An 18,972-nucleotide genomic window follows, 5' to 3' on the forward strand; every position below is an offset into this window, starting at 1 on the left:
CCGCCGCCCATACCTCCACCTTGACCTGCTCCGCCGCCCATGCCTCCACCTTGACCTGCTCCGCCGCCCATGCCTCCGCCTTGGCCTGCTCCGCCGCCCATACCTCCACCTTGACCTGCTCCGCCGCCCATGCCTCCACCTTGACCTGCTCCGCCGCCCATGCCTCCGCCTTGGCCTGCTCCGCCACCGTGACCTTTGCCGCCTCCTTGGCCCGCTCCGCCACCGTGACCTTTACCGCCTTCATGGCCTGCTCCGCCACCGTGACCTTTACCGCCACCTTGGCCCGCTCCGCCACCGTGACCTTTGCCGCCTCCTTGGCCGCGTTTGCCAGATTTGATACTATCATAGGAATAAACAATGTTTTGGAACGTACGATTATCTACATTTCCTGTAACAGGCAACCCGTGTTTTTTCTGAAAATGCTTCACACCCCGTACGGTAACATCATCATAGTATCCATTGATTTGACCCGAGTAACTACCTAATGATTTCAACATTCCCTGAATCACATAAATATCTGGCCCATGAGCACCTTTGCCCACAGCCAGTCCTGTATGAGGAAGGGAAAACATGAGTGTGGCAGACAAAAAAGCTGCACCGATGATTTTCTTAACCTTCCCTGTTTTCATAAGAGAGCCCAGGCTCCCCGTTCCTTTATTCATACACAAGCACCTACCTTTACTTTTTTTGTAACCTCCCTTACTATTCCCTACTTTTCTTTCCTATTGCATCTGGCGATTCTCGCTTCCTCTTCTTTTATTGCTGATCTATCAACGTTTTTATGACTTGCAAAAATAAGGAAGAACTCATATACTTTGGTTTAAATGATTAAGTTTATTAACGGAGTGTGCAATGACGAATCCAACCTGCAATGAAAAAGCGATTCAAATATTTATGGAGTTAAGTCCATACTTCCAAGGCTTGGGTGATCCGATTCGGCAGCAAATCGTAGCTCTTCTCATCGACAAGGAAAGCATGAACGTAACACAAATCGCCGAGCATATTCCCATGTCTAGACCTACGGTGTCTCATCACTTGAAAATATTAAAACAAGCGGGCCTAGTAAACGTTCAAAAGAAGGGAACAGAGATGTTTTATCGGCTTGAAATTACAGAAGCGATCCGACTTTTCAAGCAATTGGTGATTTTCGTCGAAGAAGAGTGCAACTGAATTTGAACCGTCACGAAAAGGGACAGTGTGTCCCTGTTTTTCACAGCTATCCGTTAATGAACTTAAACGAATAAACATTTAATCAAAGGGGAAATCTACATGAATCTCACCAAAGTTCTAATTGTCGGCGGCTACGGAACGGTCGGGAGCCAAATTGCCAAGATTCTGCACGATCGCCACCCTACTCTCGAATTATTGCTGGGAGGAAGGTCTGCGGGAAAGTCTTTGCCATTTGCGTCCACTAGGCTAAAGCCTTTCCTCCTGGATATCTCCAAATCCGATCCTCTCGCCCATGCTCCAGATGATTTGACCTTGATTATTAGTGCAGTAAATGATCCTGATGACACACTGCTACTTGCTGCAGTTCGCCGACAGATTCCTCTGATTGACGTCACTCGTTGGACAGAACGATTTACACGATCGATCGAACGCTTGAAGAATGAGAACATTGGCTCTCCAGTCATTCTCGCCTCAGGGTGGATGGGGGGAACTGTAGCGCTTCTCGCAAGCATACATGCAGCTTCCATGCAAGATGTCCAGATACATCTTCACGCCCTTTATTCCCTTCAAGACAAAGCAGGTCCAGATTCCACCGACTATATGGATCGCATGACGATCCCTTTTACTGTCACCACACCCACTGGCGTAAAAGAAGTTACACCCATGTCAGATCCGGTACCCGTGACCTTTCCCAATGGATACACTACGAAATGCTATCGTCTTGACACACCGGATCACATGACGCTCGTGAAAGCCCAAAACGTAACTACCGCTGATTTTCGCATCGCCTTTGACCATAAACTGTCTACTTTTGCCCTCGTTTCATTGGTAAAAAGCCGGATATGGAACCTGCTCAGCAAGAGCACACGTCAAAAAATACTGTACAATCCAGGCGCAGGCTCTCCTCATCATGTTGTTATCCAAATAAATGGGCGCAATCAGCATGGCATGAACGTGAAACGCCAAGTCGACATTACTGATCCGAAAGGGCAGACTCATCTGACCGCTTTGGGCGCTGCCATTTTTGCACAACAAATCATTCTGCAAAACGAAAACCCAACGGTTACGCCCGGTATTCTTTTTCCAGAGGATTTCGGTCATTTCGAAATGACTGGCGACGATATCCTCCAGTTCTATCGATCCGAAGGGGTCCAGATTGTGATCCACGACGAAACAAAAAAGAGTAGGACGGTTTGACCGCCGCCCTACTCTTCATCATGTATCACTTATTATTCAAAAAAAGTACGCGGGGATTTCCGCCATTCGCCCAATACTTTTTCCTGTTCGCTTGTAATAACCCCTTGCTCTGATGCTACTTCCAAAAGCGCTGTGTAATTCGATATGGTGGAGCAAGGAACACCCGCTTCCTCAAACAAGGCTTGCGCATCCGGGAATTGGTAGCTGAAAATGGCTACGACCCCCAGTACCTCTCCAGCCTCAGCCTGCACCGCTTGCGCTGCTTTCAAGGAGCTGCCTCCAGTGGAAATCAGGTCTTCAATCACGACTACCTTTTGACCAGCCGCCAATGCGCCCTCAATCTGGTTTTGGCGACCGTGGCCTTTTGCCTTGTCCCGTACGTAAATCATAGGCAGATCAAGCACCTCTGCTACCCATGCAGCATGTGGAATACCAGCAGTCGCTGTTCCAGCAACGACTTGCGCATCTGGGTACTGCTCCTTGATCAAATCGGCAAATGCTCTCGCAATGGCACGACGTACATGCGGATAGGACATCGTGATCCGGTTGTCGCAGTAGATTGGGGATTTGATCCCGGACGTCCATGTAAAAGGTTGCTCCGGTCGCAGATGAACTGCCCCGATTTCGAGAAGATTCGCTGCAATTTGTTTAGCGGTTGTCATTGTCGTCATTTCACTTATTCCCTCCAGCTGGCTACTTTACGAACGATCTTTTTCCACTGCTGCGACGATACTTTGCCAAACCCCTACCGGATCTTTTGCACCCGTAATGGCGCGTCCGATCACGAGGTAATCACTGCCCAAGCGGAATGCCTGTTCCGGCGTCGTGATACGCGTCTGATCGCCTTGATCTGCTCCCAGCGGACGAATTCCTGGCGTGACGGTTACAAATGAGTCTCCAGCAGCCTTTTTGATCATCGGTACTTCTAGTGGAGAAGCAACGACCCCATCCAAACCAGCTTGCTTGGTCATTAGTGCATAGTGCACCACAACATCTTCTACCGCACCCGGAATCGCCAATTCTTGATTCATCGTTTGCAAACCAGTGGATGTCAGCATCGTCACACCGATCAGGAGGGGACGAGCAGCACCTGCCGCTGTCCCTTGCTCCAAACCTTCTCTCGCTGCCGCCATCATGGCTACGCCGCCTGCCGCATGAACGTTTACCATGTCTGCTCCCAGCCGCGCCAGGCTTCTCATCGCGCCTTTTGCTGTATTGGGAATATCGTGAACCTTCAAGTCGAGGAACACTTTAAGCCCTTTTTCCTTCAGAAAGGAAACGATCGCTGGCCCTTCTGCGTAAGCGAGCTCCATCCCCACTTTTACATAGCGGATATGCCCCGCTAAAGGCTCGATGCACTTCTTGACTTCATCCAGTGTGGAAAAGTCAAGCGCAACAATCATGCGTTCGCGAATATCGGTAAGTTGTTGTTGCACGCTGCTCTCCCCTTTTTATATGGTTACTGCCACTTTGGCACCAGCACGCTGGGCTGGCATTGCTTCTGTAGAGAATGTGATCGTCTCCAGTACGTGCAGGAGAGCGGAAGCTGTATCGAGAGAAGTCAAGCATACAGCGCCGTTCTCTACTGCTTCCCGACGAATGCGGAAGCCGTCGCGTTGTGGCGTTTTGCCTTTTGTCAGTGTATTGAGTACGATGTTCGCTTCGCCTGTATGGATGACATCCAACAGGTTTGGCGTGCCTTCGGACAATTTGCTTACGCGTGTTACTTGTAGTCCCGCTTGCTCCAAATAATCGGCTGTGCCTGCGGTCGCCATCAGCTTGAAGCCGAGGTGGCGGAAGCGTTTCACGATGTCTAGCGCTTCTTCCTTGTCTTTATCAGCAACTGTCACGAGCAAGGTGCCTTGTGTCGGGATATTCATGCCCGCTGCGACCAAGCCTTTGTACAACGCTTTTGCAAGAGTGCTCTCGCGTCCCATGACTTCTCCGGTCGATTTCATTTCAGGGCCGAGCGTAATATCGACGCGACGCAGCTTTGCGAAGGAGAAGACTGGTACTTTGACAGAAACCATTGACTCCTCTGGATGGTAGCCCGGTGTAAAGCCTTGTTCGATGATAGAGTGACCTAGGATCGCTTTCGTTGCGATGTTCGCCATTGGAATCCCCGTTACTTTGGAGAGGAATGGCACCGTACGGGATGAACGCGGATTGACCTCGATTACGTATGGGCGGTCTTTATAGATGACGAACTGGATGTTGAGCAAGCCTTTGATTTGCAGGGCACGCGCCAGCTTTGTCGTCATGTCGATCAGTTCATCCTTGATCGCTTGGGACAAGGATTGCGGAGGATATACAGCGATAGAGTCACCGGAGTGCACCCCTGCGCGTTCGATATGCTCCATGATACCTGGGATCAGAACGTCTTCGCCATCGCAGATCGCATCGACTTCCGCTTCTACCCCAACCATGTAACGGTCTACCAGTACAGGGTGATCAGGATTTACCTTCACCGCTTTTTCCATGTACTCCAACAGTTCGGACTCGTTGTAGACGATTTCCATCGCACGTCCACCAAGTACGTAGGATGGGCGAACCAGGACTGGGAAGCCAAGACCTTCTGCTGCCACTACTGCCTGTTCGACTGACGTAACCGTTTTGCCTGGTGGTTGGGCGATTTCCAATTCGCGCAGCAGTGCTTCGAACTTCTCGCGGTTTTCCGCTGCGTCGATGTTTTCCAGACTCGTACCCAAGATTTTGATTCCGCGTGCAGCCAGCTTGTCAGCCAGGTTGATCGCAGTTTGCCCGCCGAATTGTACGATGACACCCTCTGGTTTTTCCACATCGAGAATGTTCAGGACGTCTTCGATGTACAGCGGCTCGAAGTACAGGCGATCAGAAGTGTTGAAGTCTGTAGAAACCGTCTCCGGGTTGTTGTTGATGATCACAGCCTCATAGCCCGCTTCTCTCAGTGCCCAGACAGCGTGGACAGTCGCATAGTCAAACTCGATTCCTTGACCGATGCGGATTGGTCCGGAGCCCAGCACGACCACGCGCTTCTTACCAGTCTCGATACGCTCGTCTTCTACTTCATACGCGGAGTAGTAGTACGGTGTTTGCGCTTCGAATTCTGCCGCGCAAGTATCTACCATTTTATATACAGGTACAAAGCCTTTTTCTTTGCGCATTGCGTGTACCGATTCTTCTGTCTCACCGCACAGCTCGGCAATTTTGCGGTCCGTGAAGCCCATGCGTTTTGCTTCGTACAGCTTTTCGCTCGTCAAGCCCTTTGCCAGTTCCGCTTCAAAGGCAATCATTTTATGGAACTTGTGCAGGAAGAACAGATCGATCTTGGTCAGGTTGTGCAGTTGTTCGATCGTCCAGCCACGGCGCAGTGCTTCTGCCAGCAGGAAGAGTCGTTCGTCATCCGCGTGCACCAGTCGTGCTTTCAAATCGTCCTCGCTGATTTCGTCTGCTCCCTTGATCTCGATGTGGTAGCTGCCGATTTCCAAGGAACGGATGGCTTTCATGATCGATTCTTCAAAAGTCCGACCGATCGCCATGACTTCTCCAGTCGCCTTCATTTGCGTACCGAGCTTGCGGTTGGCGGATTGGAACTTGTCGAACGGCCAGCGTGGGATTTTGCTAACGATGTAGTCCAGTGTTGGCTCGAAGCATGCGTATGTTTGGCCTGTCACTGGGTTTTTCAGTTCATCCAACGTGTAGCCGATTGCGATTTTGGCTGCCATCTTTGCGATTGGGTAGCCTGTCGCCTTGGAAGCCAGTGCAGAAGAGCGGCTCACACGCGGGTTCACTTCGATCACGTAGTACTGGAAGCTGTGCGGGTCGAGTGCGTATTGTACGTTGCAGCCACCCTCAATACCAAGCGCCCGGATGATGTTCAGTGCTGATGTGCGCAGCATTTGATACTCACGGTCAGCCAGTGTTTGGCTTGGCGCTACTACGATGGAGTCACCTGTATGCACGCCGACTGGGTCGATGTTTTCCATGTTGCAGACTACGATGCAGTTGTCGTTGGCATCGCGCATCACTTCGTACTCGATTTCTTTCATGCCAGCAATGCTTTTCTCGATCAAGCATTGCGTAATCGGGGAGTATTTCAATCCGCTCGCGACGATCTCGCGGAGGGTTTCTTCATCTTCACAAATTCCGCCGCCTGTACCACCCAAGGTGTAGGCAGGACGAACGATGATGGGATAACCGATTTCGTTTGCAAAATTGACAGCTTCTTCTACCGTGCTCACGATGACTGATTCAGGTACCGGCTCGCCCAGTTCATTCATAAGGGAGCGGAACAGCTCGCGGTCTTCTGCTTGCTTGATCGATTCCAGCTTGGTTCCGAGCAGCTTTACATTTTCTTGCTCGAGTACGCCTGCTTCTGAGAGGGCAACAGCCATGTTCAAGCCTGTTTGACCTCCAAGTGTAGGCAGTAGTCCATCCGGCTTCTCTTGACGAATGACTCGCGCTACGAATTCAGGTGTGATTGGTTCGATATATACTTTGTCCGCCATGTTTGTATCAGTCATAATGGTCGCTGGGTTGGAGTTGATCAGAACTACCTCCATGCCCTCTTCTTTTAACGCTTCGCATGCTTGTGTTCCTGCATAGTCAAATTCAGCAGCCTGCCCAATGACGATAGGTCCAGAGCCGATTACGAGGATTTTTTTCAGATTATCTTGTTTTGGCATGAGTTTTTTCCTCCTTAGCGGTTTCCATCATCGCAAGAAACTGGTCGAACAGGTAGCCGGAATCATACGGTCCTGGAGCTGCTTCTGGATGGTACTGTACTGAGAATGCATTCTTCGCTGCATGTCGTACGCCTTCGATGGTGCCATCATTAAGTGCGATATGTGTAACTTCCAGTTCCGTGCCTGCCATTGAGTGTTCTTTGACTGCATAGCTGTGGTTCTGGGATGTGATATATGTGCGTCCGGTTGGCAGCTCTTTTACCGGATGGTTGCCGCCACGGTGTCCGAATTTCATTTTCGTCGTGTCAGCGCCAGATGCTAGTGCAAACAGCTGGTGACCGAGGCAAATTCCGAACAGAGGATATTCACCCAAGATTTCGCGAATCATCTCTACGGCTTGCGGTACGTCCTTCGGGTCCCCAGGGCCATTGGACAAGAGTATCCCGTCCGGCTGAATGCGGCGAATCTCTTCTGCTGTCACATTGTAAGGCACAACGACTACGTCGCAGTTGCGTTTGGTCAATTCACGCAAAATCCCGTGCTTGGCGCCAAAATCTACTAGCACTACCCGATGACCTGTACCTGGGCAGCTGAAGACGCTTTTCGTAGAAACCCGTGATACTTGGTCTGTCATCAATGTCGTGCCGTTTAGGGCAGCAACCAATTCAGCCAACGGGGCTTCACTGGTTGTAATCATGCCCTTCATCGTGCCGTGGTAACGAATTTTTCTCGTCAGCATCCGAGTGTCGATACCGGCAATGCCCGGGATGTCGTATGTTTTCAGCAGTTCATCGAGTGTGTTCGTATTACGCCAGTTGCTCGGTGCCTCGCAATGCTCGCGAACAACGAAGCCGTGAATGTATGGACGAACAGCTTCAAAATCGTCTCGATTGATCCCGTAATTTCCGATCAGCGGGTATGTCATGGTGACGATCTGTCCGCAGTAGGATGGGTCGGACAAAACCTCCTGATAGCCAGTCAGCCCTGTATTGAAAACCACTTCCCCGTAGGACTCCTTTGTCGCTCCAAATGCCGTCCCGATAAATTCTGTTCCATCTTCCAAGATCAATCTTGCACGCATCTATGCTCCTCCTCCATTGTCGTGTAAAAACTTGTGTCTTGTCTGTAAGTCGTTTTTACACGTTTTGATATACGATCTTCCCATCTACCAGCGTCAGGGTCGGCCAGCCTTTGCATGCCCAACCAGTAAATGGTGTGTTGATTCCTTTACTTGCGAATGTGCTTGGGTCAATTGTTTTTTCGGTTTCCAGATCAATCACAGTCAGGTCTGCTGGCGCGCCTACTTCCAGACGTCCGTATGGCAGTTTGAATGCTTCTGCTGGCTTTACGGTCAACAGCTCAACCAGCTTCTTCAAAGTCAGCTCTCCAGTTTGCACGAGATTTGTGTACAGGAGCGGGAATGCTGTCTCCAGTCCGACGATTCCGAACGGTGCACGGTTCATCCCGTTTGCTTTTTCCTCTTGAGTGTGTGGTGCATGATCTGTGGCGATCATATCAATGGTGCCGTCTTTCAATCCCGCAATCAGTGCAGCGCGATCCTCACGAGAGCGCAGTGGCGGGTTCATTTTCCAATTCGTATCCAGATTGTCTGGGATATCCTCGTCGCACAGCAAGAGGTGATGCGGACTGACTTCACACGTTACATTTACGCCAGCGCGTTTCCCGTCGCGTACCAGACGTACCGACTCTTTCGCGCTGATGTGGCATACGTGGTAGTGCACACCTGTCTGTTCTGCCAGCAAAATATCGCGGCCAACGTGGATGGACTCTGACTCAGATGGAATTCCAGGGAGACCGTGGCGAGCTGCTACCACCCCGTCATGCAAAGCTGCTCCCGGGATCAACAGGTCTTCGTCTTCACAGTGAGCAACGATTGCGATACCGAGCTCTGCTGCTTTTTGCATGGCCTTTTTCATCATCGCTGTGGATTGCACGCCCACACCGTCATCTGTCAGCGCGAAGATCCCCGCTTCTTTTAACCCTGCGAAATCCGTCAACTCTTTACCCAATTGGCGAACAGTAATCGCACCATACGGGATCACGCGCGCCATACCAGCCTCGCTCGCTTTGTCCAAAATGTAGGTCACGGTCTCGACACTGTCGATGGACGGTCTTGTGTTCGGCATGCATGCAACTGTTGTAAATCCGCCTTGTACCGCTGCTTTTGCTCCTGTTTCGATCGTTTCTTTATGTTCAAAGCCTGGCTCGCGCAGATGTACGTGGGCATCGATGAGACCCGCGCTAATCATGCCGCCGTGGCAATCGATCCATTCATGCCCCTCGCGATCGAGCGTTTCCCCCATCGCTGTGATTCTTCCCTTTTCCACCAATATTTCCATCGGGGTGAGTTCCCCCGCTTGATTTAGTATGTTGCCGTTGCCAAGGATGATTCCCATGTCATTTCGCTCCCTTTCAAAAGAGTTTCTAGAACTGCCATTCTTGCTGCGACTCCATTGGTCACTTGGGTTTGAATCAAGGACGTTTCGCATTCTACCAAATCGGTATGAATCTCAACCCCACGATTGACGGGTGCCGGATGCATGATAACTGCGCTGGACTTCATCATTTTGGCTCTTTCCAGAGTCAGCCCGTGTGCCTTGTGGTACTCTTCCTTCGATAGATAGAGGGATTCCGCATGGCGCTCCAGCTGAACTCGCAGCATCATGACCACATCTGCGGTTTGAACCGCTTCTTCCATTTCCACGATTTTGACACCTTGCGGGATATGTGCCGGCATCATCGTAGCTGGACCTGAGAGCAGCAGATTCACGCCGAGCTTTGGCAGCGCGTGCAGGTGAGAACCGAGCACGCGGCTGTGGCGCAGGTCTCCAATGATCGCTACCGTGAGACCAGAGAGCTTGCCAAACTGCCTTTTCATGGTCAAAAGATCGAGCAGGCATTGAGTCGGGTGCTCATTCGTTCCATCTCCCGCGTTGATCAGCTTCATGTCTACGCTTTCTGCTAACTCTTGCAGCAGGCCTTCTTTCTTGGTGCGGATAACGGCTGCTTCCACTCCCATTGCTTCCAAGGTGCGGATCGTGTCATAGACCGTTTCACCTTTTACGGTAGAGGAGGTTTCCGGAATGAAGTTCAAAACATGTGCGCCCAGTCGCTTTTGTGCTACCTCAAAAGAGAAGCGGGTTCTGGTACTGGCCTCGAAGAACAGATTCGCGACAAACCGTCCGCGAAGGATATCCGCCTGCTCAGTTGGTCTGGCGGCCCAATACTCTGCTCGCTCGAGAAGCTGGATGATCTGTTCTTTCGATAAGTCTTTGAGGCCAATCAAATGCGCTACATTTTTCATCATGAATCCCTCCGGTTCTTTAATATTCAAAAGGAACGGTCAATCCTGTTCTTTTGCAGACCGCAAGCGGTCAGATCCTGTTTTATGGAAAACGTCGAGACGTTTTTCACAAAGAAAAAGCTTCTTGGCATCGCTTTGCATCTGGAGGCAAGCGAGACAAGAAGCTGGTTGAGTGCCTTTTTTGGGCAGCCAAAACAGCGTTCTTTGCCTTGCCAGCCTCTCTGGACTGGATTTAAAGGATTGGGAACGTTTGTGCTATTGATTTTGTTCTTCGCGGTGTGCTTCTCCCATCGCGGACTCTTTTCCCGGAAGGATCAGGTGTAGAATGATTCCCAGGAAGGTAGAGAGTGCGATATTATCGATGGTCAGATCGTTCAGGAAAGCGATACCTGTACCTGCAAAACTGATTTTGTATCCGCCGATTCCCGTTACGAGGATGACCGCTGCGAGAATCATGTTGCGCTTGTCTGCAAAATTCACTTTGTTCTCGACGTACATCCGCAAGCCTTGTGCCGCGATGATACCGAACAGGATGATGGAGACACCGCCAAGTACCGGCGTTGGGATCGTCATCAAGAAGGCACTGACCTTACCTGCGAAGGCGAACATAATCGCGAGAACGGCAGCCAAACCGATGACGACGCGGCTGTATACCTTTGTAATCGCAAGGACTCCGATGTTTTCACCGTACGTCGTTGCAGGTGGACCGCCCATAATCGCAGCGAGTGACGTTGCAATACCGTCCCCGAGTAAGCTGCGGTGCAGTCCAGGGTCTTTCATCAAATCACGATCCATGACTTTACTCGTTACCAGCAAGTGACCCAGATGCTCTGCCAATGTGACGAAAGCGACTGGTGCGATAACCAGGGCAGCGATCCATGCGCTTGGATTCGCCATTGCACTCGTCACCTCTGCGAATTTGAAGTGGGAGGTAAACATTTCACTGAATCCAACAACCCAAGGAGCATCTTTCACTGTTTGAAAATGAATCAGATCAGGGTGACGCTGCAGTGTGTATACATAACCTGAAACCATTCCGATCAAGATTGGGATAAGACCAAGGAAACCACGCAGCATGACCGCTGCAAGAACTGTTATGACCACGGTAATGAGCGAGATTTCAATCGAAGTCAGTGACATCTGCGATTGACCGTCTACAGTGACTTTCGTTGCCATATCTACTGCTACGCCAGCTAGGCTCAGACCGATCACAACGATGACGGATGCGATGACAACTGGTGGCAGTACCCGATCGAGCCATTTGACTCCTGCCTTCTTCACGATCCCGGCGACGATGATGTACACAATCCCGGAGAGGAAGCAGCCTAAGAGTGCCGTCCCTACGCCATGCGATTGACTCACGACGATAATCGGACCAATGAAGGCGAAGGAAGAACCGAGATAGTTTGGAAGCTTTCCTTTGGTGATCCACAGGAACAGAAGTGTCCCGATCCCGCTCGCCAAGAGGGCGGTTGCAACATCCAGACCCGTCAAGATCGGTACGAGTACAGTCGAGCCGAACATCGCAAACAAATGTTGAATACTTAGTGGCAACAATCGCGAAATATGTGGTGTTTCGTCTACATCGATGTAATTTTTCTGGCTCATGACTGTATGCCCCCTGTTTTGTTTCTTTCATTCAAAAAGCTTCTTTTATACAAAAAGCCTCTTTGTGCGGACACAAAGAGGCTAGCTTCGCCATGCTCATGGGAAGTTTCTTGCCTCTTGCCGACCTCACGGGATCGTTTTTAAAGAGGAGTTATTTTATTTTTACAGTAGCTGTCGGATGGACACAATGTCCATAACGTCCACTTCTGCCAATTGTACATCGACAATTTCCGTTCGAGCAGTTGGGAGGTTTTTTCCGACGAAATCAGGGCGGATTGGCAGCTCGCGATGACCGCGATCAACCAGAACAGCCAGTTGAATCATCCGTGGGCGACCGTTGTCAATCAGTGCATCCAATGCGGCACGCACGGTTCTTCCTGTGTAGAGAACATCATCCACCAGAATCACAGTCTTGCCTGTGATTTGATCCGGGAGCTTGGAGCCTTGCAAAATGGCATCTTCGGACTTGTGTTGCAGATCGTCACGATAGAACGTAATGTCCAGCTCACCGACTGGTACCTTAACATTCTCAATCATTTCGATTCTTTCCACGAGGCGTTGCGCGAGGTAGATCCCTCTGGTCTTGATACCCACGATAATGAGATCCTCGACGCCTTTGTTTCGCTCGATAATTTCATGTGCGATTCGTGTAAGCGCTCGGCGAATTGCGGCATCGTCCATAATGACGCTTTTGTTGATCATCTCAATATCCCCCTTCTCGACGGGAACAGTGGACCTTACGAAAAAAGGCTCCTTGTCAGGAGACAAGAAGCCCTCGGACAAACTGACCGGACTGTAAGAGTCCCGCCTGCTTGTCATTCCGTGCCCTTGCCAGCCTCACTGGACTGGATTTAAAGGTTCCATTCGTCATGTAGAATTATGTCACGATTCTGGACGGGTGTCAATGCAGCCCGGAAAAGTCTAACTATTCCCAATAGACGCTGACCCACGGTGGCAAGTAGTTCGCATAATAACCAATATCCCCTGCAATGTCTTTGATCAGCTCGACTTGTTTGTCCGCGTCCGCTCCAATTCCTTGGATAAACAGGGAGCCATGCTCCGCTCGATCCAAACGCAAGAAAAGAAGTTGTTTTCCATCTGGAGACGGCGCAGGATAATAGTCCGCTGTATTCGCTTCCCCTTTTGTCACCTGCTGCTCAGCTCCCTCTGCGGACCGCCGCCAGATGCCTTGTTCCGGTACCATGACCTTTTTTGGATCATACGAATACGGCGTAGACAAGCCTCTAGTGAAAAGCAGCGTGTACGGAGCTTTTGGAATCCATACCGGATAAGTGTCTACCACCACTGGACCAGGGCTGACTGTATTGACCTTTCCTGCTCGATCCGCCAGCTTCAACTGCTTGTTAGTCGTGGCGATCCGGTCAGTGCCATCGATAAAAGCGAGCTGTTCGCTATTTGGTGTCCAGGCAAGCCAATCAGGATAAGCCAATCCTGTACCGAGCACTATTGGCTTTTTGGCAGGCTGTGTCAAATCAAACCATTGAATAGGTACGCCATCAGCAGACAAGGAGCCGGAGTTATACCTGACAAAGTAGGCCACAGCCTTCCCATCCGGGGATACTTTTAAGCCTGTCGCTGCCCATGGGTAGATACCTTCCTCCACTTTTGGTGGTTCTGCAATCGGGTAGGCAGCCAACGGTTTACCTGCAAGCGTACGCAAGGCTAGCGTCATCGGCTTATTTTTTTCGGCAGGTAGCGAAACAAGCATGTTTTCCCCATCCGGCATCCAGGCAAAATCTGCGAAATCAGCCTTCGTTGAACTTTGCAAAGCTAATTCTCCATGCTCATGGACGTCTTTTACAATCAGCAATGGTCTCGGCGCTTCATTACTACCGATATTCACGGTGTACGCTAGCTTGTTCGCTTTCGGGGACCATTTAGGCATTTCAAAAACCGCTCGCTCGTCTACCTGCACAGCTTTGCTGCCGTCAGCACTGACGATCCACACGTAGCCAGGCGTCGAGTAATTGTCGTTGCCTTTGTATTTCACGAACAGGAGCCACTTGCCATCTGGCGACCAACCCACGATCTGCGCATAGCCGTCCTTTGTGATTTGCTTTATCTTTCCTGTTGCATCCCGTCCATCTGCCAAAAACAAATGCTGGTTGCTCGTAAATGCAATTTTTGCCGGAACGCTTATCTCCTTGTTCACACGCTCTGGCAGTTGGCTTTGGGCTGCCACCTTTGCTTCACCGCTTGCTGTGACAAGTACAACCAAAAGGACAAAAAGGCTGATCAGCTTCCCCCATTTTCGAATCACAGGCATCCACTCCTTACACTCTCGATTGAATGATGAAAAAAAACGCCAGAAGAAAGAATTAGCTCTCTACTAGCGTTTTCCAATCCAACTACCATTATGTAAGTGTCATAGGAAGACTGGCTGCAACAACAAAAAACGATTGCCATACAGATCCTCGAAAACAACCTCAATGCCATACATCACTTCGTTTGGTTCACTCACAAACTTCACGCCGCGTTGACGCAACGCTTCGTATGTGGACCCAAAATCATCCGTCTCCCAAACCCACATTGGATTTTTGCCAACCTGACGAAGCATTTCCTGCGCAACTTCTTCCCGATGCCAATGCGTAGGGTCATGCAATACGATCTCTATCTCCTGCCCTGGAAGACCGACAGTGAGCCACCGAGAGCCTTCGTCCATACGAGAATCCATGCGTTTTTCGAAACCGAGTTTTTCCGTGTAAAATCGCAATGCCTCTTCACAATCGTGAACGTACAGCGTCACATGCGCTAATCTTTTTAGCACGGCTATTCCTCCTGTTCTCTTACGCTTGTTTGAGAACTTCTATGACGTCAAGCATTTCCTTCGGCATTGGTGCTTCGAATTCGAGTTGCTCTCCTGTACGGGGATGGATGAAGCCCAGTGTTTTCGCATGCAGAGCTTGTCCATCGAGCTCCAATGTATTTTTCGGACCGTATTTCGGATCGCCCGCCAGTGGATAGCCAATGTACTTCATGTGTACGCGGATTTGATGGGTACGACCTGTTTCGAGTTTCAATTCCACCAACGTGTACTCCTTGAAGCGTTCCAGCACGATAAAATGTGTGACAGCGGGCTTGCTGTTTTCAAAAACGACCGCCATTTGCTGACGATTTTTCGGATCGCGCCCAATCGGTGCTTCAATCGTTCCCATTTCATGCAGGATGACACCATGAACAATCGCGACATACTTCCGATTGACCGTATGTGCTTTCAATTGTTCAGCCAGCCCCATGTGTGCCTTGTCGTTTTTGGCTACCATTAACAGGCCGGAAGTATCCTTGTCAATGCGATGGACAATTCCCGGACGCAAAACGCCATTGATTCCGGACAAATCCTTGCAATGTGCCAAAAGCCCATTGACGAGTGTCCCACTGTAATGACCAGGAGCAGGATGCACAACGAGGCCACGTGGTTTATTCACGACCACGACATCGCTATCCTCGTATACAATATCAAGTGACATCTCTTCTGGCTGGATCGCCATTTCTTTTGGCGGCGGAACACGGAGGGTCACTTCGTCCTCTGCCTGCAGCTTGTAGTTGTTTTTGATCGGTTCACCATTAACAGTGACACGGCCTTCCTTCACCCAAGCCTGCACTTGTGAACGGGACCAATCTTCATTTTGCAGCGTGATAAATTTATCGATGCGCTCGTTCTTATCCGCTGGGTCTACCGTCCAATCGTAACGTTCAAATAATTGCGTGTCATTCATGTATGTTCTCCACCTATCCGAGCTTTCCCACTATTATTCTCATGACTACCTGTTTTTCTTCCCATCCAAAAAAACATCGAGAAGCAAAATCCCCACACCAATCGTGATGGCCATATCAGCCACGTTAAAGATCGGGAAGTTAATCAACGTAAAATCGAGAAAATCTACGACTTGACCGGTCATCGCACGATCAATGAAATTCCCGACGGCTCCACCCAAGACCAATGACAGCGCCAACGATGCACGAGGTTGTTTTTTTCCCAAGCGAATCAAGGAAATGACAATCCCAATCACAACGACAGTGGTAATGACAATAAAAAACCAACGTCGATTTTGCAGGATGCCAAACGCCGCTCCCATGTTTCGATGGGAAGTTAGATGAAATACGTCCGCGATCAAAGGAATGGATTCTCCCAGTTCCATATACTTCACGACTAAATACTTTGTAAACTGATCAAGCGCAATAATTACTGCCGCAATGAGATAGTACAACAATGGAATGTCCTCCTTATTCTACTTCGACCAGCAACTGTACAAACACAATGTCAAATGACAATTTTACCAGAGACAGTCTACGTGAACAAGCGCTTTCCTTTTTTGTACAGTCGATAGCCTTTTCGCACGACTTCCAGCATCCACAATGGGATTTTCCATCCACGATCCTTGATAAACGGCAGATACACCTTGTAATACGCCTTGCGTAAATCACGCCATTTCGTGTCTGTATCATTGACATAGTAATCCGATACGTCAATCAGATAACCTCGTCCCTGATCCATTAATACATTTTTCCCATGGACATCATGCGGAAACAAACCCTTCCTGCGCGCCTCTTCTAGCGCTTCCTCCACGTCTTCAATCACCTGCGGAGGAATCGGAATACCAAAGCGAACACAGTCAAATAGGGGGATGCCGTTCATCCGCGTAATGACCAAGTATCCTTCCCCATAATCATAACAGACGGGGAAGGAACGAGTCTCCCCTAGCTTGCGATAGACTTCGATTTCCTGTTCGGCTCCTGGTCTTCCAGGTGCGTACAGCTTGATCACTACCTTTGGATAGTCTGGGTGGGCAAATACGGCAGCATAATTGCCGGTACCGACCAGCTCCCACGGGTATGGCGTATGGTGTACTACGACTGGATCATCCGGCGACAGACTCTCCACTTGAACTTCCTGTAAAAAAACTTGCAATATATGCTGATCGATCCGCATCGTTTCTCATCATCTCTCATCAGTTACCGACTTCGAACTACGTTAAAACAAAATTAATGAAGGTTCATCTACTACGATCATTCAGACACTTCTTATAAGGGGCAAAAAATCCTTTACACTGGTGAGGCCAGGAAGTCCTGTCCGATTCCAATGAAAGGATTGCATATGGACAAGAATACCTCATTTTTTTGATTTGGTAAATGGGTAGTGAATGTCCAGCAATAGCATCTGTTTTTATGTAGTGTATAACGAGTGATTGTATATCATTCAATTTAGAAATAAGTTGCTGTTGTGGTGGGGAGGAAACAGGAGAAAACGCTCAGATTCTAGGACCACCCCCTGCAGGATTGACTGTACGACTCCATGCAAAAAGCGAAACCGCGTCCAAAGTGGTCCTTTCAAGGATGAGTTTCAGAGGTGGACGCTTAAAGGCGTGTTTCGCTTTTTGCATTGCGTCTCGGTCGGTGTCCCTAAGATCTTCGCTTTTTTCTCCTGTTTCCTCTACGAACATTTTATTGTGATCCGATTTTTAAATGCTCTAAAAGATTGAAGAACCTCATCTGTTACGCCAGAGAAGAATATTTCCAGACGTAGCGACTTGTGGAGTCCTACCAAGCGGAGAAGGGATTCGCGGGCAAAAGAAACGCAACGTGCTCGTGCTACGTAGCGGCTACCACTTTTGCGTTTCCCCGCGAATCCCTTCGGAGCGGACAGTCTCAGCCCCCAGCAGGACGGAGCCTGGAGCCTAGACTGGAAATATTCTTCTCTTCACCGCAGCCGCATAGAAGGATCTTCAAGTAACTGTTGTGCTGGGGAGGAAACAGGAGAAAACGCTCAGATTCTAGGACCACCCCCTGCGGGATTGACTGCACGACTCCATGCAAAAAGCGAAACCGCGTCCAAAGTGGTCCTTTCAAGGATGAGTTTCAGAGGTGGATGTTCAGAGATAATAAAGTTTTAGACCGGAACCCCTTACAGTACAAGGAATCCCGGTCTTCTAAATCACCAGGTAATTGAAAATTAGTTTTAGTCTATACGTCAGAATGAAGTAGTCTATGGATCTTAACTGAATAATAAAGTCTTAGACTGCCCCATTGAACTATCGAACCCGTTAGCTTAAACGTAGATATTAGAGTACACATCTAAAATCTCAATTGTTGTCCTACAAGTTTCTAGGCTCAATATTTATAATAATTGGACCAAACCTTCCATTTATCCATTTGGCATTTCGTTCATCCTCAATTCCAAACAGTACAGCAGCTGCTTGCTCCACTAGATGTAACACTATTTTTCGTACTTCTTCTGTAAGGCTATTTAACTTATTGATGACATTCTGAAGTCCCAATTCTGTTGACTTCATGAAATAAAAAATTTCAAATTACTACTCCCAGTTTTGAGAGAACCCGATCCATTTCATCAAAATGTTCTTTGTCGCATGAAGCATAGATCAAATCAAAACTATCGTTATTTTTCATCACTGTTATTATGCTGTCATCGTAATTTCCATAAAATTCGATGCCTATCCAATGCCGAAAGGAAATACCTTTATTATTAAAATTTTCACGAATAAAATCCAAGTCGGTTTGTTCAATGGAATAGAACGATTCACAGCCGTATTCAAGAGCGAATACGGTTTGCAAATAGGCCATCGCATGAAAAAAATCGGTCAATGTTTCAAAATCCTTTTTCCATACCTTTTCATCGTAACTCATATAGACAGGGGGATTGGACCTGAATAAATCGTTCTTATGGATTCCCCAAACACAGACACGTTGATTCTCGCAATAAAAAATTAAATATTCTTTATGTTTGAAGTGTTGGAGTTGCTCGGGTTTGATCAAACTATCTTGCGTATGATTCAGCCGCTCGTCTTTACCGAGTTCCAAATAATAATCTATAAACACCTGGGGCAATTCACCAAAATTATTTTTAATGATTTGTATCTCGTCATGACTAAACCCATTTCGTTTCGTAATATGAAACAGCTTTTTAATCATTGAAAAATCAGTCATCCGCATCACACCTTATCCTTGTATAATACTCCATCGATTGACTTA

At 48.9% G+C, this 18,972-nt stretch carries 17 protein-coding genes; 2 read left to right on the forward strand and 15 right to left on the reverse strand.

Annotated elements, in window-relative coordinates; all coding sequences use genetic code 11:
* A partial coding sequence (locus ACFVS2_RS08415; protein ID WP_390232987.1) for a peptidoglycan-binding domain-containing protein occupies window positions 1-662 on the reverse strand: 662 nt, incomplete at its 3' end.
* A gap of 190 nt (window positions 663-852) precedes the next feature.
* On the opposite strand from ACFVS2_RS08415, the gene ACFVS2_RS08420 reads away from it, so the two are divergent.
* The gene (locus tag ACFVS2_RS08420; protein ID WP_390232989.1) at window positions 853-1,170 is read left to right on the forward strand and encodes an ArsR/SmtB family transcription factor; all 318 of its coding nucleotides are present in this window, start codon (window positions 853-855) and stop codon (window positions 1,168-1,170) included.
* Between the two features lie 99 nt (window positions 1,171-1,269).
* Window positions 1,270-2,367, forward strand: coding sequence for a saccharopine dehydrogenase family protein (locus ACFVS2_RS08425; RefSeq protein ID WP_390232991.1), 1,098 nt, complete (start codon window positions 1,270-1,272; stop codon window positions 2,365-2,367).
* Window positions 2,368-2,399: 32 nt separating this feature from the next.
* On the opposite strand, the gene pyrE is transcribed toward ACFVS2_RS08425, so the two are convergent.
* The 14 genes from pyrE to ACFVS2_RS08495 form a co-directional block, all read right to left on the reverse strand.
* Entirely contained in the window at window positions 2,400-3,038 is a 639-nt protein-coding gene (gene pyrE / locus ACFVS2_RS08430) for an orotate phosphoribosyltransferase (RefSeq protein WP_390232993.1), read from the reverse strand.
* Between the two features lie 27 nt (window positions 3,039-3,065).
* Window positions 3,066-3,803: an orotidine-5'-phosphate decarboxylase gene (gene pyrF, locus ACFVS2_RS08435; protein ID WP_390232995.1), complete on the reverse strand. Its 738-nt coding sequence runs from the start codon at window positions 3,801-3,803 to the stop codon at window positions 3,066-3,068.
* A gap of 15 nt (window positions 3,804-3,818) precedes the next feature.
* The gene (gene carB, locus ACFVS2_RS08440) at window positions 3,819-7,031 is read right to left on the reverse strand and encodes a carbamoyl-phosphate synthase large subunit (protein WP_390232997.1); all 3,213 of its coding nucleotides are present in this window, start codon (window positions 7,029-7,031) and stop codon (window positions 3,819-3,821) included.
* Window positions 7,015-8,112, reverse strand: coding sequence for a carbamoyl phosphate synthase small subunit (locus tag ACFVS2_RS08445; RefSeq protein ID WP_390232999.1), 1,098 nt, complete (start codon window positions 8,110-8,112; stop codon window positions 7,015-7,017). Before ACFVS2_RS08445 ends, carB begins: the two co-directional genes overlap by 17 nt.
* A gap of 55 nt (window positions 8,113-8,167) precedes the next feature.
* The gene (locus ACFVS2_RS08450; RefSeq protein WP_390233001.1) at window positions 8,168-9,448 is read right to left on the reverse strand and encodes a dihydroorotase; all 1,281 of its coding nucleotides are present in this window, start codon (window positions 9,446-9,448) and stop codon (window positions 8,168-8,170) included.
* A complete protein-coding gene (locus tag ACFVS2_RS08455) occupies window positions 9,415-10,356 on the reverse strand; it encodes an aspartate carbamoyltransferase catalytic subunit (protein WP_173617509.1) in 942 nt (313 codons plus the stop codon). Before ACFVS2_RS08455 ends, ACFVS2_RS08450 begins: the two co-directional genes overlap by 34 nt.
* Before the next feature lie 255 nt (window positions 10,357-10,611).
* Complete coding sequence (locus ACFVS2_RS08460; RefSeq protein ID WP_390233003.1) at window positions 10,612-11,964, reverse strand: solute carrier family 23 protein; 1,353 nt, start codon at window positions 11,962-11,964, stop codon at window positions 10,612-10,614.
* 162 nt (window positions 11,965-12,126) lie between these two features.
* A complete protein-coding gene (pyrR, locus tag ACFVS2_RS08465; protein WP_173617261.1) occupies window positions 12,127-12,666 on the reverse strand; it encodes a bifunctional pyr operon transcriptional regulator/uracil phosphoribosyltransferase PyrR in 540 nt (179 codons plus the stop codon).
* A 223-nt stretch (window positions 12,667-12,889) separates the two neighbouring features.
* Window positions 12,890-14,251, reverse strand: coding sequence for a hypothetical protein (locus ACFVS2_RS08470; RefSeq protein ID WP_390233005.1), 1,362 nt, complete (start codon window positions 14,249-14,251; stop codon window positions 12,890-12,892).
* 99 nt (window positions 14,252-14,350) lie between these two features.
* The gene (locus ACFVS2_RS08475) at window positions 14,351-14,752 is read right to left on the reverse strand and encodes a VOC family protein (RefSeq protein WP_390233007.1); all 402 of its coding nucleotides are present in this window, start codon (window positions 14,750-14,752) and stop codon (window positions 14,351-14,353) included.
* A gap of 19 nt (window positions 14,753-14,771) precedes the next feature.
* The gene (locus ACFVS2_RS08480; RefSeq protein WP_173617258.1) at window positions 14,772-15,701 is read right to left on the reverse strand and encodes an RluA family pseudouridine synthase; all 930 of its coding nucleotides are present in this window, start codon (window positions 15,699-15,701) and stop codon (window positions 14,772-14,774) included.
* Window positions 15,702-15,746: 45 nt separating this feature from the next.
* Entirely contained in the window at window positions 15,747-16,196 is a 450-nt protein-coding gene (lspA, locus tag ACFVS2_RS08485) for a signal peptidase II (protein WP_173617257.1), read from the reverse strand.
* Between the two features lie 77 nt (window positions 16,197-16,273).
* Window positions 16,274-16,915 (reverse strand): serine/threonine-protein kinase, encoded by a 642-nt coding sequence (locus ACFVS2_RS08490; RefSeq protein WP_173617256.1) that lies wholly within the window; start codon window positions 16,913-16,915, stop codon window positions 16,274-16,276.
* 1,373 nt (window positions 16,916-18,288) lie between these two features.
* Complete coding sequence (locus tag ACFVS2_RS08495; RefSeq protein ID WP_173617255.1) at window positions 18,289-18,927, reverse strand: hypothetical protein; 639 nt, start codon at window positions 18,925-18,927, stop codon at window positions 18,289-18,291.
* Window positions 18,928-18,972: the final 45 nt, after the last annotated feature.

This window comes from Brevibacillus sp. NPDC058079, from assembly GCF_042885155.1.
GTDB lineage: Bacteria > Bacillota > Bacilli > Brevibacillales > Brevibacillaceae > Brevibacillus.